This window comes from Cellulomonas sp. McL0617 (assembly GCF_049994875.1).
GTDB lineage: Bacteria > Actinomycetota > Actinomycetes > Actinomycetales > Cellulomonadaceae > Cellulomonas.
Window position 1 is genome coordinate 1,046,887 of the sequence record NZ_CP188256.1, and the last position, 13,337, is coordinate 1,060,223.

10 protein-coding genes are annotated in these 13,337 nt (G+C 71.4%); 6 read left to right on the forward strand and 4 right to left on the reverse strand.

The annotated features are described in order from the left end of the window. Positions 1-81: 81 nt before the first annotated feature. The 3 genes from ACPPVS_RS04705 to ACPPVS_RS04715 all read left to right on the forward strand — a co-directional run bounded on the left by ACPPVS_RS04705 (position 82) and on the right by ACPPVS_RS04715 (position 2,842). Positions 82-1,170 (forward strand): type IV pilus twitching motility protein PilT, encoded by a 1,089-nt coding sequence (locus ACPPVS_RS04705; RefSeq protein ID WP_426594873.1) that lies wholly within the window; start codon positions 82-84, stop codon positions 1,168-1,170. Between the two features lie 239 nt (positions 1,171-1,409). Beyond that, positions 1,410-2,231, forward strand: a complete 822-nt coding sequence (locus ACPPVS_RS04710; RefSeq protein WP_426594874.1) for a DUF4097 family beta strand repeat-containing protein — start codon at positions 1,410-1,412, stop codon at positions 2,229-2,231. Then, positions 2,231-2,842: a PadR family transcriptional regulator gene (locus ACPPVS_RS04715; protein WP_426594875.1), complete on the forward strand. Its 612-nt coding sequence runs from the start codon at positions 2,231-2,233 to the stop codon at positions 2,840-2,842. The genes ACPPVS_RS04710 and ACPPVS_RS04715 overlap by 1 nt, the downstream gene beginning before the upstream one ends. A 20-nt stretch (positions 2,843-2,862) precedes the next feature. Here ACPPVS_RS04715 and ACPPVS_RS04720 read toward each other — a convergent pair whose 3' ends face one another. After that, positions 2,863-3,462 (reverse strand): GDSL-type esterase/lipase family protein, encoded by a 600-nt coding sequence (locus tag ACPPVS_RS04720; RefSeq protein WP_426594876.1) that lies wholly within the window; start codon positions 3,460-3,462, stop codon positions 2,863-2,865. A gap of 306 nt (positions 3,463-3,768) precedes the next feature. On the opposite strand from ACPPVS_RS04720, the gene ACPPVS_RS04725 reads away from it, so the two are divergent. Next, a complete protein-coding gene (locus ACPPVS_RS04725; protein ID WP_426594877.1) occupies positions 3,769-4,725 on the forward strand; it encodes a GlxA family transcriptional regulator in 957 nt (318 codons plus the stop codon). A 58-nt stretch (positions 4,726-4,783) separates the two neighbouring features. On the opposite strand, the gene ACPPVS_RS04730 is transcribed toward ACPPVS_RS04725, so the two are convergent. The 3 genes from ACPPVS_RS04730 to ACPPVS_RS04740 all read right to left on the reverse strand — a co-directional run bounded on the left by ACPPVS_RS04730 (position 4,784) and on the right by ACPPVS_RS04740 (position 10,751). Next, positions 4,784-8,608: a multifunctional oxoglutarate decarboxylase/oxoglutarate dehydrogenase thiamine pyrophosphate-binding subunit/dihydrolipoyllysine-residue succinyltransferase subunit gene (locus ACPPVS_RS04730; protein WP_426594878.1), complete on the reverse strand. Its 3,825-nt coding sequence runs from the start codon at positions 8,606-8,608 to the stop codon at positions 4,784-4,786. 209 nt (positions 8,609-8,817) lie between these two features. Beyond that, positions 8,818-9,963 carry a sensor histidine kinase gene (locus ACPPVS_RS04735; RefSeq protein ID WP_426594879.1) on the reverse strand — a complete coding sequence of 382 codons (1,146 nt, stop codon included), beginning with the start codon at positions 9,961-9,963 and terminating at the stop codon, positions 8,818-8,820. Next, positions 9,960-10,751, reverse strand: coding sequence for a response regulator transcription factor (locus ACPPVS_RS04740; protein WP_426594880.1), 792 nt, complete (start codon positions 10,749-10,751; stop codon positions 9,960-9,962). The genes ACPPVS_RS04735 and ACPPVS_RS04740 overlap by 4 nt, the downstream gene beginning before the upstream one ends. Positions 10,752-10,974: 223 nt before the next feature. Here ACPPVS_RS04740 and ACPPVS_RS04745 point away from each other — a divergent pair, with 223 nt between their 5' ends. Then, entirely contained in the window at positions 10,975-12,297 is a 1,323-nt protein-coding gene (locus ACPPVS_RS04745) for a hemolysin family protein (RefSeq protein ID WP_426594881.1), read from the forward strand. Then, complete coding sequence (locus ACPPVS_RS04750) at positions 12,294-13,337, forward strand: hemolysin family protein (RefSeq protein WP_426594882.1); 1,044 nt, start codon at positions 12,294-12,296, stop codon at positions 13,335-13,337. Before ACPPVS_RS04745 ends, ACPPVS_RS04750 begins: the two co-directional genes overlap by 4 nt.

Here is a 13,337-nt window from a genome sequence, read left to right on the forward strand (position 1 = left end):
GTCGGGCTCGCTCCATGATCCCACACCTGATCGCCCGTCCTGACCCTCAAGTCACGTGGACACTCGTCCGATGACTACGGGGTGAGCCAGCCGACACAGTCCGTGATCCCGTTCCTGCACGCCCTTGCGAGCACGGGCGGTTCCGACCTGCACTGCAAGGTCGGCTCTGCACCGCGCGTCCGGGTCGACGGCCGCCTGCGCAAGCTGCAGGTGCCCGACCTCAAGCCGGCGGACACCGAGCGCATGCTCGAAGAGGTCATCCCCGACGACCTGGTGGACCACTTCCGCACCAACCACGAGGCGGACTTCGCGTACTCGGTGCCGGGCGTGGGCCGGTTCCGCGTCAACGCGTACCAGGCCCGTGGCACCTACGGCATGGTCTTCCGGCGCGTCGCCGTCGGCGCTCAGGCGCTGGGTGACCTGGCCCTGCCCGAGGTGATCGGCCAGCTGGCGCTCGAGCCGCGCGGGCTCGTCCTGGTGACGGGTCCCACCGGTTCCGGCAAGACGACGACGCTCGCATCGATGGTCGACCTCATCAACACCTACAAAGAGGTCAACATCGTCACGATCGAGGACCCGATCGAGATCCTGCACCAGGACAAGAAGGCGATCGTCTCGCAGCGCGAGGTCCGTCAGGACACGGCCGACTTCACCGTCGCCCTGCGTGCTGCGATGCGGCAGGACCCCGACGTCATCCTCGTCGGCGAGATGCGTGACGTGGAGACCGTCCGCGCGGCGCTGTCCGCCGCCGAGACCGGACACCTCGTCCTGTCCACGCTGCACACCATCGACGCGGCCGAGACGATCAACCGCATCATCGACTTCTTCCCGCCGCACGAGCAGAAGCAGGTGCGCATCGCGCTGGCGCAGTCGCTGCGGGGGATCGTGTCGCAGCGTCTGGTCCGGCTGGCCGACGGCGCCGGTCGCCGCCCCGCGATCGAGGTCATGATCAACACCGGCCGCACGCGTGACGCCATCCTCGACCCGTCGGAGGCGCCCCCGCTGATCGACCTGATCCGCGACGGCGACTTCTACAAGATGCAGACCTTCGACCAGCACCTGTTCCAGCTGGTCCGCGACGACATCATCACGTTCGACGAGGCCCTGTCGGCGTCGACCAGCCCCCACGACCTCACTGTCGAGCTGCGCCAGGCGGGCCTGGTCAGCTGACCCAAGTCTGACCGAGCTTCGAGCGAGCTCCGACCGAGCTTCGAGCCGACGAGCCCGGGACCCGTACGAGGGTCCCGGGCTCGTTCGCGTCCGAGCCCATCCGTCCGGCCGGGTCGCGACGACGGACCGGACGGGCGTCGCGCACCGCCGCCACTCCCGACCACGCTCCGGCTTGCCTTCTCGCAAGACGCGATATAACGTGTTTTCCGGAACGAGATATATCGCGAATGGAGAGCGTCATGGCAACCGAGTCATGGGTCGTCGCCGGCCCGCAGATCATCGAGATCGAGGCGATCAGCAGCCTGCAGGTCCAGCTGGCCGGGGGACGCGTCGACGTCGTCGCGCACGACGGGCCGGGCGCCCGCATCGAGGTGCACGCGGTCGACGGGCGCCCCCTGGAGATCACGCTGTCGGGCGGCGAGCTGCGCATCGGGTACCAGTTCACGCTCGGCGGCTGGGAGGGCTTCCTGGAGCGGATGCGCAACTTCCGCGGCAAGGACCGCGCGGACGTGCACATCGCCGTGCCGCGCGAGGTGCAGGCCCGGGTCGGCACGGTGAGCGCCGACGGCCTGCTCGCCGGGATCGTCGAGGATGCCTCGGTGTCCACGGTCTCGGGGACGCTCATCACCGACGGCACGCGCGGTCGGCTGGGCGCCAAGACCGTGTCCGGCGAGATCGTCGTGCGCGACCACAGCGGCGACCTGCGGCTCAACTCGGTGTCGGGCGAGCTGGCCGCGTCCGGCGAGCTCAGCCTGGTCCAGGCCAACTCCGTGTCCGGCTCGCTCACCCTCGACATCTACTCCGGCACGTCCAGCGTGACCGCCTCGACCGTCTCCGGTGACGTCACGGTCCGACTCCCGCAGGGCAAGGGCGTGCAGGTCAAGGCGCAGTCGGTGTCCGGGCGGCTCGTCGTGGACGGCGAGGAGTACAAGGGTTCGTCCCCGGGGCACCGCAAGCTGGACCTGCGCAACGGTGACGGCGCCTGCTTCGTGTCGGCCAGCACCGTCTCGGGGCACGTGACCGTCCTGCGCGGCTCCGGCGTCGCCGACGGGGTGGCCTGATGATGGCGCCGGTCTTCGCCCACGGACAGCTGAGGCTCTACCTGCTGTCCCTGCTGGAGTCCGGGCCCAAGCACGGCTATGAGCTGATCACGGACCTCTCGGACCGGTTCGGCGGCACGTACCGCCCGAGCCCCGGCACCGTCTACCCGCGCCTGGCCCGGCTCGAGGAGGAGGGTCTGGTGGTGCGCGTCGACGAGGAGCGCAAGAGCACGTACGCGCTCACCGACGCCGGCCGCGCGGAGCTCGAGGCGCGGCGCGGCGACCTCGCGTCGCTCGAGGAGGGGATCGCCGAGTCCGTCCGCGAACGCGCCGCCCAGGTGCGCGACGACGTCAGCGGCTCGATGCGAGGCCTGCGTGCGGATCTCGCGGCGGCTGCCCAGCGCGCCCGGGCCGAGGCCGTACCGCACGCGCCGTCGGGGGCGACGGATGCCCGGAGCGTCTCGCACGTGCGGCTCGTCGACGCCGAGGTGATGATCCAGCGGTTCCGCGACGAGATCCGCGCCGACCTGCGCAAGGCGAACGCGCAGGGCAAGGTCGAGCAGCTCACGGTCGACACGTTGCGGACCGTGCTCGACACGGCCCTGACGGCCGTGCGGGGGACGCTGCGTTGACCCTCTGGGACCGGTGGTGGTCAGGCGCCGTCGTCCGGCAGGCCGAGCCACGCGTGCCACCCGGTGTGCAGCACCAGCCACGCCATGAGCCCGTAGCCCGCCTGGCCGGGCAGCGTGCCGTCGCCGGCGGCGAGGTCGCCGAGCCACTGCTCGTGCGCGGCGAGCGGGGTGAACGTGTCGACGAACGGCACGCGACGCCGGGTGGCGACGTCGGCGAACGCCGCTGACAGGTCGCCCAGCTTCTCGCCGTCCGCCGTGCTCCCGGGAGGCGGCCCGACGACGAACGCGGGGATCCGGCGCTGCTCGGCCACGTCGAGGATGTTGGCCAGGTTGAGCCTGCTCCGGGCGAGCGACAGGCCCGCGGCGACGTCGGCGCGGCCGAGCGCGACGACCAGCCGGTTGTCGGCGTCGGGGGAGAACCGGCGCGTCACCTCGTCGTCCCACCGGGCGCCGAGGGCGGTGCTCGTCTCGCCGGGTACCGCGAGCGCCATGGCGACCAGCGGGTCCGGGGTGTGGGTCCGGGCGGCCACACGCCCCAGCCAGCCCAGGGCCTTAGGGTCGCCCGCGCCGGCCACGAGCTCGTCGCCGACCACCGCCAACCTCAGCGGCAGCTCGCCCACGTGCGTCACCTCTCGTCGTCCGACCGGTCGCGCGACCGTCACCGACGACCGCGCCCCCAGTGTCTCAGGGGACCGCGACGAGGCCCGGTTCATCGCCGGGCCTGTCGCATCCCGGCCCGGTCCGGCTCGAGGTCGTCAGGTTCCGACGACATCGTTGGTTGCGACTCACGATGTCGTCGGAACCTGACGATCTCGGCGCCCCGGGGCGGCTGGAGCTCGACCGTGGGAGCGTTAAGCCGGCCGTCGTGTGTGGCAGAAGTTGCTGAGGCGTTGACTTTCTGCCACACGGTTGCGCATGCTGGGGGGATGCTCCGGTCCGTCGCCGCCATCGTCCTGCCCAACGTCGCGCCCTTCGAGCTGGGGGTCGCCTGCGAGGTGTTCGGCATCGACCGCGCCGACACCGGCGGCCCGTCGTTCGACTTCGTCGTCTGCGCGGAGACGCCGGGCCTGGTGACCACGAAGGGCGGTCTGTACTCGATCACAGTCGACCACGGTCTCGACGCCACGGCGGACGTCGACCTGGTCATCGTCCCCGCCTACGGCGACACCGGGCCCGTCCCGCCGGCGGTGCTCGACGCCGTGCGGGCCGCCCACGAGCGCGGGGCGTGGGTGCTCAGCATCTGCAGCGGCGCGTTCGCGCTGGGAGAGGCCGGGCTTCTCGACGGTCGCCGGTGCACGACGCACTGGATGCACAGCGAGCACCTCCGCCGCCGGTTCCCGGCCGCGCAGATCGACCCGGCCGTGCTGTACGTCGACGACGACCGCGTGATCACGAGCGCCGGCACGGCGGCGGGCATCGACGCGTGCCTGCACCTGATCCGTCGCGAGCTCGGGGCCGCAGCGGCCTCCGCCGTGGCCCGCCGGATGGTCGTGCCGCCGCACCGCGACGGCGGTCAGGCGCAGTTCGTCGACACCCCGCTGCCCTGCGACGCCGACACGCTCGCGCCGCTGCTCGCGTGGATGGTGGAGAACCTCGAGACCGACCTGACCGTGCCGGACCTGGCCGCTCGCGCGTTCGTCTCGGAGCGCACGTTCGCCCGCCGGTTCCGGGCGGAGACGGGGACGACGCCCGCGGCGTGGGTCACCCGACAGCGGGTGGTGCGGGCGCAGGAGATGCTCGAACGATCGGACGCGAGCATCGAGGAGATCGCGCGGCTGTGCGGCTTCGGTACCGCGGCCGTTCTGCGGCACCACTTCGCTCGGACGCTCGGCACCAGCCCGCAGGCCTACCGGCGCACCTTCGCCCTGAGCCCGGTCGGCTGACGGAGGCCGGGCACGACGAAGGCCGCATCCCGGGGGGATGCGGCCTTCGTCGTGAAGATCAGCGCTGGAAGGCGGTCTGCACCAACGACGCCTGCTGGGCCGCGTGCTTCTTGGCGGAGCCGATGGCCGGCGACGCCGACTCCGGCCGGGAGACCACGCGCAGGGTGCGGCCGAGCAGCTGGGGCAGGTGCATGGACAGGAACGTCCACGGCCCCTGGTTGCCGGGCTCGTCCTGCACCCAGACCAGCTCGGCGTCCTGGAACGGCTCGATCGCGGCACGCGCCGCCTCGCCGTCCAGCGGGTAGAGCTGCTCGATGCGGACGATCGCGGTGTGCTCGTCACCGGACTTCACGCGCTCGGCGAGCAGGTCCCAGTAGACCTTGCCCGAGCAGAGCAGCACGCGGTCCACCTGGCCGGCCTTCGCGGCGGCGAGCTCGTCGCCGATCACGGTCCGGAACGTGCCCGAGGTGAACTCCTCGATCGGCGACGAGGCGGCCTTGAGCCGCAGCATCGACTTCGGGGTGAACACGACGAGCGGCTTGCGCGGGCGGTCGTACGCCTGGCGACGCAGCAGGTGGAAGTGCGACGCGGGCGTCGACGGCTGCGCGATCACCATGTTGTCCTCGGCCGCGAGCTGCAGGAACCGCTCGATGCGGGCCGACGAGTGGTCGGGTCCCTGGCCCTCGTACCCGTGCGGCAGCAGCAGGACGACCGACGAGCTCTGCGCCCACTTCTGCTCCGCCGACGAGATGAACTCGTCGATGATCGTCTGCGCTCCGTTGACGAAGTCGCCGAACTGGGCCTCCCACAGGACCAGCGCGTCGGGGCGCTCGACGGAGTAGCCGTACTCGAAACCGAGGCAGGCGTACTCGGAGAGCGACGAGTCGTAGACCCAGAACTTCGCCTGGTCCGCCGACAGGTAGAGCAGCGGCGTCCACTCGGCACCGGTCTCACGGTCGTGCATGACCGCGTGGCGCTGGACGAAGGTGCCCCGGCGCGAGTCCTGCCCGGCGAGCCGGACGGGGGTGCCCTCGACCAGCAGCGAACCGAACGCGAGCAGCTCGCCGTAGCCCCAGTCGATGCCGCCGTCACGGGTCATCTGCTCGCGCTTGGCCAGCAGCTGTGCCAGCTTCGGGTGGACCGTGAAGCCCTCGGGCGGCCGCACGTGCGCCCTGCCGATCTTCTCGAGCGTGCCCGCGTCGACCGCGGTCTTCCAGCCGACCATCACGCCGGCGTCCTCGAGCTGCGACTCCGGCCGCTCCAGACCCTTGACCGCCTGGTCCGGCGGCGCGTAGCCGTCGTCGCGGGTCTCGGCGAACACGCGCTCGAGCTGGTTCTGGTAGTCCTGCAGCGCCTGCTCGGCGTCGGTGATCGTCAGGTCTCCGCGCGCCACGAGTGTCTCGGTGTAGAGCTTGCGCACCGAGCGCTTGGCCTCGATGAGGTTGTACATGAGCGGCTGGGTCATCGAGGGGTCGTCGCCCTCGTTGTGGCCGCGGCGGCGGTAGCAGACCATGTCGATGATGACGTCGCGGTCGAACTGCTCGCGGTACTCGAACGCCAGCTCGGCCACGCGGACGCACGCCTCGGGGTCGTCGCCGTTCACGTGGAAGATCGGCACCTGCAGACCCTTGGCCACGTCGGTCGCGTACTGCGAGGAGCGTGACGACGAGGGCCCGGTGGTGAAGCCGACCTGGTTGTTGATGATGACGTGGATGGTGCCGCCGGTGCGGTACCCGCGCAGCTGCGCCAGGTTGAGCGTCTCGAAGACGACGCCCTGGCCGGCGAAGGCCGCGTCACCGTGGATCAGGATCGGCAGCACCGAGAACCCGTCGCCACCCAGGTCGATCCGGTCCTGCTTGGCGCGCACGATGCCCTCGAGCACCGGGTTCACGGCCTCCAGGTGCGACGGGTTCGCGGCCAGGTAGACCGACGTCGTCGCGCCGGACTCGGCGACGAACGTGCCCTCGGTGCCCAGGTGGTACTTCACGTCGCCCGAGCCCTGGACCGACTTCGGGTCCTGGTTGCCCTCGAACTCGCGGAAGATCTGCGCGTAGGACTTGCCGGCGATGTTGGCCAGGATGTTCAGGCGCCCGCGGTGGGCCATCCCGATGCCGACCTCGTCGAGACCGTTGTTGGCCGCCTTGGACAGGATCGCGTCGAGCAGCGCGATGACCGACTCGCCGCCCTCGAGCGAGAACCGCTTCTGGCCGACGTACTTGGTCTGCAGGAACGTCTCGAACGCCTCGGCCGAGTTCAGGCGGCGCAGGATGCGCAGCTGGTCCTCGCGGGGGGTGCGCGAATACCCGGACTCCAGGCGCTCCTGCAGCCAGCGACGCTGGCGCGGGTCCTGCAGGTGCATGTACTCCGACCCGACGGTCCGGCAGTACGAGTCGCGCAGCAGGCCGAGCACCTCGCGCAGCTTGGCGCGCGGCTTGCCGGTGAACCCGCCGGTCGGGAACGTGCGGTCCAGGTCCCAGAGCGTCAGCCCGTGCGTCTGCACGTCCAGGTCGGGGTGCTTGCGCTGGCGGTAGGCGAGCGGGTCCGTGTCGGCCATGAGGTGGCCGCGCGACCGGTAGGAGTGGATCAGCTCCGCGATGCGGGCCGGCTTGATCGCCTCGCCGTCCGGGTCGTTGGACTCGCGGACCCAGCGCACGGGCTCGTACGGAACCCGCAGCGCGGCGAACACGCGGTCGTAGTAGCCGTCCTCGCCGAGCAGCTTGCGGCCGATGATGCGCAGGAAGTCGCCCGACTGCGCGCCCTGGATGATGCGGTGGTCGTACGTCGAGGTGAGCGTCAGCACCTTGGAGACGCCGATCTTGTTCAGCGCCTCCTCGGAGGTGCCCGCGAACTCGGCCGGGTAGTCCATGGCGCCGACGCCGACGATCGTGCCCTGCCCCTGCATCAGGCGAGGGACCGAGTGCACGGTGCCGATGGTGCCGGGGTTGGTCAGCGAGATCGTCGTGTGCGCGAAGTCGTCGACGGTCAGCTTGTTGCCGCGCGCACGGCGCACGACGTCCTCGTACGCGGCCCAGAAGCCGGCGAAGTCGAGGGTCTCGCACTTCTTGATCGACGGGACGAGCAGCTGGCGCGTTCCGTCCGGCTTGGCCAGGTCGATCGCGATGCCGACGTTGACGTGCGCGGGCGTCAGGACGCTCGGCTTGTCGTCGACGACCGTGTAGGAGGCGTTCATCGCCGGCATCTCGGCCAGCGCCTCGACCATCGCGAACCCGATGAGGTGCGTGAACGAGATCTTCCCGCCGCGACCGCGGGCGAGGTGGTTGTTGATGACGATGCGGTTGTCGACCATCAGCTTGGCGGCCACCGCGCGCACCGAGGTGGCGGTGGGGACCTCGAGGGAGGCCTCCATGTTGGTGACCACGCGGGCGGCGGGTCCGCGGAGCTTCTGGATGTCGTCGGCGGCCTCGTCGACCGCGTCGTCCTCGTGCTGCGGGCGCTGCGCGACCTCGGCGTAGGGGGCCGTCGACGGCTGGGCGGTCGCGATCGGGGAGGTCGTGGTGGGCGGCTCGACGAACGACGACGGGGCGGCGTGCGCGCCCTGCGGTCGCGGCGGCGGGATCTGCGCGGGCGCGACCAGCGGGGTCGGCTGGGCGTGGACCGGGGCGGGCGCGGGAGCCGGGGCGGTGGCAGCTGCGCCGTTGGTGGGTGCCGGCGACGTCGCGGAGCCGTTGGTCGCCGTGCCGTTCGTGGAGGCGGGAGCGCCGTTCGCGGTAGCCTCGTCGGGCTTGTAGCCCTCGAAGAAGTCCCACCACGCGGGGTCGACCGCGTTCTTGTCCTTCAGGTACTGCTCGTACAGCTCGTCCACGAGCCACTCGTTCGCACCGAAGACGGCGCGCGCCGAGTCCGGATCGGCCTTCTGGGTCACGCTGGGATCGCCCACTTCCGCTGCGGTCCGTGACCGCGTCTGTGCCGGTTCACATGCTTGTGCACATGCTGCAATCTGTCGATGACAACACTACGGCCTGGAGGCCTTCCGACCTGCTTCTGGACGCCCCGACGGACCAGATCCGCACGCGTCTTCACCTCGCTGACACAGCCGGGTCAACGCGGGGCAACGGGGCAGTTCGGGGGACCTCAAGCCGAGGTTGTCGGCGGGCCTGCGAGGTCATGCTTGTACCCATCCCCGCGAACGGTGTGAACGGGGACGATCCCCCCCTGGTGGGCGGGCAGCGTGACGCGCATGGTGCAGCCGACGTCGGAGTCCGCCACCTCGATGCGCCCACCGTGCAGGTCGACCGCCCAGCGCACGATCGCGAGGCCCAGGCCGGTCCCGCCCGTGGATCCCTGACCGGTCAGCGCCGGGCTGTTCCCGCGCACGAACCGCTCGAAGACGTGCGCCCGCTGGTCCCGCGCGATGCCCGGCCCGTGGTCGACGACGTCGATCCGGACCTCGCCACCGACCACGGAGGCCTCGAGACGCACCTCGTCGTCCTCGGGCGAGTGCCGCACGGCGTTGTGCAGCAGGTTGGCGACGACCTGGTGCAGCCGGTCCGGGTCGGCCGGGACGGTGAGGTCCTCGGGGACGACGACCACCGGGAATCTCAGGTGCTTGGCCGCGCCCACCAGCAACGCGCCCTCGGCGGCCTCCTCCAGGAAGTCGCGCAGGCGCAGGTCGGTGATCTCGAGCGTGACGTCGCCGGCCTCGAGCCGCGAGAGGTCGAGCAGGTAGGTGACCAGCCGACCCAGGCGCTCGGTCTGCGCGAGCGCGGCCTGCATGGTGACGGGATCGGGCTCGCTGACGCCGTCGACGATGTTCTCCAGCTGCGCCTGCAGGGCCGTCACCGGGGTGCGCAGCTCGTGCGAGACGTTGGCGACGAGCTCGCGGCGGAACGTGTCGGCCTGCTCGAGGTCGTCGGCCATGGTGTTGAACGCGCTGGCCAGCTGACCGACCTCGTCCAGGCTCGTGGCCTGCACACGCTGGCTGTAGTCGCCGGCCGCCATCCGGCGCGCAGCGGACGTCATCTCGCGCAGCGGGGAGGTCATCCCGCGGGCCAGGAGCTGGGTCACGACGAGGGCCCCGATGATGGCGATCGGCAACGTACGTGTGGGTCCGAGGTGGAAGTACGTCAGGCCGATCCACGTGATGAATGCCGCGGCGACGACGGTGGCAGCGACCAGGATGCCGAGCTTGATCTTGATCGAGCGGAACCGGTCGAGCGGCCGCACGTCGGGGATCCGCGGGCGGGCGAGCTCGCCGCGGACGTGCCGCGGTGCGTTCACGCGCCCTGGGTCGCCGCGTCGCCGGCGGCTGTGCCTCCCGGGCCGCCGTCGATCGGCTCGAAGGCGTAGCCGACGCCGTGGACCGTGCGGATGAGGTCGGGGCCGAGCTTGCGGCGCAGCGCCTTGATGTGGGAGTCGACCGTGCGCGTCCCGCTGGCGTCCACCCAGTCCCACACCTCGGCGAGCAGGCGCTCGCGGGTCAGGACCGTGCGCGGCGAGGCGGCCAGTGCGAGCAGCAGGTCGAACTCGGTGGGCGTCAGATGCACCTCGGTCTCGCCCCGCGTCACCCGGCGCTGGGCCCGGTCGACGGTGACGTCACCGAACACCAGCGGGGGATCGGGTTGTTCGGCGGCGGCCATCTCGACCGCCCGCGCGGCCCGCTCGGTGCGGCGCAGCAGGGCCTTGGTGCGGGCGACGAGCTCGCGCATCGAGAACGGCTTGGTCATGTAGTCGTCCGCGCCGACGCCCAGCCCGATCAGCATGTCGGTCTCGTCGTCGCGCGCGGTGAGCATGAGCACCGGGACGGGGCGCTCCGCCTGGATCCGGCGGCACACCTCGAGCCCGTCGATGCCGGGCAGCATCACGTCCAGCACCACCACGTCCGGCCGCAGGCGGCTGGCGGCCGCGACGCCCGCCAGCCCGTCGCCCGCCGACTCCACCGTCCAGCCCTCCGCGGAGAGCCGGTGCACGATCGCCTGCGCGATCGCCGGTTCGTCCTCCACGACGAGGACCGTCGTGGAAGCACCGGCGCCGGGTGCCGTCGTTGGCCCACCGTTCACGTTCACCATGCCGTCAGCGTGGCACACGGCGCGACGAATGACGCTGCACCCTCGCCGCCCGGCTCTGCGCGGCGCAGGGCCGCGCCCGTATGATGTGGCGCACCATGAGCAGCTCAAGTAGCTGCCGGCGCCTCCACCGGTACAGACCCGACGGAGACCTTGCCGGCCACTTCCCCTGTCCTGTCGACGCCGTCCACCCGGTCGACGTCGAGCCTCACTCGAGGGCGACCGCGTGACCGCCGAATGGCTTCTCGTCGCGTTGGGTGTGCTCCTCACGCTCGGTACCGCCGTGTTCGTCGCCAGTGAGTTCTCCCTGGTCACGCTCGACCCGGGCGTCGTCGAGAAGCAGACGTCCCCGGACGACCGGCGCAGCCAGTCGGTCCTGAAGGCGCTGCGTCGGCTGTCCACCGAGCTGTCCGGCGCGCAGGTGGGCATCACGCTCACCACGATCCTGCTCGGCTACACCACCCAGCCGGCCGTCGTCCGGCTGCTGCGCATCCCGCTGGAGGGGTCCGCGCTCGGCGCGGTGGTGGGGGGTGTCGTCGCGGCGCTGATCGCGATCGTGCTGGTCAACGGCTTCTCGATGGTCGTCGGTGAGCTGATCCCGAAGAACCTGGCCATCAGCCGCCCGCTGGCCACCGCGCGTTCCGTGGCCCCCTTGCAACGGGCCTTCACCAGCGCGCTGCGACCACTGATCACGTTCTTCAACGGCAGCGCCAACGCGTTGCTGCGGCGGGTCGGTGTCGAGCCGCGCGAGGAGCTGTCCGGCGGCCGGTCGCCGCAGGAGCTCGCCGCGCTCGTCCGGCGTTCCGCCGAGGTGGGCACGCTCGACGAGTCGACCGCGACCCTGCTGACCAACTCGATCGACTTCACGGAGCTGACGGCCGTCGACGTGATGACCGACCGGCTGCGCCTCGTGGTGGTCAGCCGGGGCGACTCCGCGGCCGACGTCATCGAGCTGTCCCGGCGGACCGGGCACTCCCGCTTCCCGGTGATCGGCGACGACAGCGACGACATCGTCGGTCTGGTCCACCTGCGCCGCGCGATCGGGGTCCCGTTCGAGCGTCGCGCGAACGTTCCCGCGGGCGCGCTCATGGTCGAGGCGCCGCAGGTGCCCGAGACCGTGCACCTCGGCCCGCTGCTGGTCGGGCTGCGGGAGCAGGGTCTGCAGATGGCCGTCGTCGTCGACGAGTACGGCGGGACCTCGGGTGTCGTCACGCTCGAGGACGTGATCGAGGAGCTGGTGGGTGACGTGGCCGACGAGCACGACCGGCGTCGCGCGCTGACGGCCCGGACGGCCGACGGGTCGTGGCTCCTGCCCGGAGTCCTGCGCCCGGACGAGCTGACCGAGCAGACCGGTCTGGCAGTACCGGGGGACGGGCCGTACGAGACGCTCGGTGGCCTGCTCATGTTCGAGCTCGGCCGGATCCCGGTCGAGGGTGACGAGGTCACCGTCGCGGGCGTGCGGCTGCGGGTCGACGCCATGGCCGGGCGGCGCGTCGAGCGCGTGGCCGTGTCGGAGGTCGCCGTGCCCGACGAGGAGGCCGACCGATGAGCGCCGGACTGGCCCTCACGCTCGCGGCCCTCCTGCTGGCCGCCAACGCGTTCTTCGTCGGCGCCGAGTTCGCGATCATCTCTGCGCGCCGATCGTCGATCGAGCCGCTCGCTCGCGCGGGCAACCGGCGGGCCGCGACCGTCGTGTGGGCGATGGAGCACGTCTCGCTCATGCTCGCGTGCGCCCAGCTCGGCATCACCGTCTGCTCGACGAGCCTCGGTGTCGTGGCCGAGCCCGCGATCGCGCACGCCATCGCCGCTCCGCTCGAGTCGTGGGGCGTGAGCCCGGACATGGTGCACGTCATCGCGTTCGTCGTCGCGCTCGCGATCGTCGTCTACCTGCACGTCGTGCTCGGCGAGATGGTGCCCAAGAACCTCGCCGTGGCCGGTCCGGACCGCGCGGTCCTCCTGTTCGGTCCGCCCTTGGTGTGGATCGCGCGGCTGGTCCGGCCCGTCATCTCGGTGCTCAACTGGCTCGCCAACCACGGGTTGCGGTTGGTGGGCGTCGAGCCGAAGGACGAGGTGGCGTCGGCGTTCACGGCGCAGGAGGTGCACTCGATCGTCGAGCGGTCGCAGGCGGAAGGCCTTCTCGACGACGACCAGGGGCTGCTGACGGGCGCTATCGAGTTCTCGGACCGGACCGCCGCCGACGTGATGATCGCGCCCGACGGGCTGGTCACCGTCGGGTCGGGGAGCACGCCCGAGGAGATCGAGCGTCTCGTGGCCAAGACAGGGTTCAGCCGGTTCCCGGTGCTCGACGCCGGGGGTGTTCCCACGGGCTACCTGCACCTCAAGGACGTGCTGTACGCCCAGGGCGCCGACCGCGGCGAGCCGGTACCGGTGTGGCGTGTCCGGCAGCTGGCCGTGGTCGGTCCGGACGATGAGGTCGAGGAGGCGCTGGTCGTCATGCAGCGCTCCGGGTCGCACGTCGCCCGCGTCGATCGCGACGGCGCGACCGTAGGCGTCGTTTTCCTGGAGGACATCTTGGAAGAGCTCGTCGGCGAGGTCCGGGACGCGATGCAGCGGGACCAGTTGTCCTGA